The sequence below is a fragment of the Massilia genomosp. 1 genome (genome assembly GCF_011682185.1).
In the GTDB taxonomy this organism is placed as follows: Bacteria; Pseudomonadota; Gammaproteobacteria; order Burkholderiales; family Burkholderiaceae_D; genus Telluria_A; species Telluria_A rubra.
Genome location: NZ_WHJF01000300.1, coordinates 1 through 1,150 on the forward strand (window position 1 = coordinate 1; position 1,150 = coordinate 1,150).

Here is a 1,150-nt window from a genome sequence, read left to right on the forward strand (position 1 = left end):
AGATATCGCAGCGTCAGCACCGTACTAAACTGTCCGATGCCCTGAGTTTCATACCCACCAGTTGAGCAGCGTTTCATCGTTCAAATCATCCAAATTCTTGTAGACATTGCAGTAGTAGTACGGGACTCCTGTTTTATCGGTAAAAGCATGCCCTTATACATAAGTCCGTAGCGTTCCAAAAAGTCGTTTACATTCAATGAGTTGCCAGAGGGGCTTGTAAACTTTGCCAAGATCGCGTTTACTCTTGCCTTTTGGGTGGCGCACTTGGACAAGATGACACAGCGGTGGACGGACGACGAATTTGCCGATCTGAATCTTGGCGACGGGCGCCTCAACAAGAGGGCGAGAACATTGATGGACACCTTTGCGGCCAAGCCGGCATCCAGTATCCCTGAAGCATGCGACAGCTGGAGCGAGACCTGTGCGGCGTATCGATTCCTTTCGAATCCTGATGTGAAGTGGGAAGGTATCCTGGAGCCACACTGGGCACGGACTCGAGAACGTATGGGCGAACATGCGGTCGTGCTGTGTATTCAGGACACGACCGAACTCGATTTTAACGGCCAGGAGATTGCTGGGCTGGGGCCGTTGAGCTACGAAGCCCAACGCGGTATGTACCTGCATCCGACCTATGCTGTCACGCCCGATCGCGAGCCGCTTGGCATGCTCGACGCGTGGATGTGGGCACGCGAAAAGCGCGGAGACGATGGTGTCCGTCCCGGGCTGAAGGAAAGCCGTCGCTGGGTCGAAGGCTACGAGCGCATTGCGGAGCAGGCGATAGAACTGCCTGGTACGCGGCTGGTGTATTTGGCCGACCGGGAAGCGGACATGGTCGAAATGATGCGCGTCGCACGCGACTTGGGTACACCTGCCGATTGGCTGGTGCGGGCAAAGCATGACCGTTGTTTGGCTGACAACGAAGGAACTAGGCTGTGGGCCGCCACCACGAATGGCCCACCACTTGGCGAGATCAGTTTCACCATGGGCGGTCGCGAAAAGCAGAAGGCGCGTGAAGTGCGCCAGCAATTGTGGGCGCAGCGTGTACTGATAGGCGACGGAAAGAAAGGACAGATCGAGGCCACTTGCATCGTGGCGCGGGAAGTTGACGCGCCAGCCGGCGTGAAGCCGGTTGAATGGCGTCTGCTGACCA

The 1,150-nt window shown here is 56.7% G+C and carries 1 protein-coding gene; it reads left to right on the plus strand.

All coding sequences use genetic code 11. From position 1 onward, the window contains the following. Positions 1 to 273: 273 nt before the first annotated feature. A partial coding sequence (locus F1735_RS33725) for an IS4 family transposase (RefSeq protein ID WP_445081581.1) occupies positions 274 to 1,150 on the plus strand: 877 nt, incomplete at its 3' end.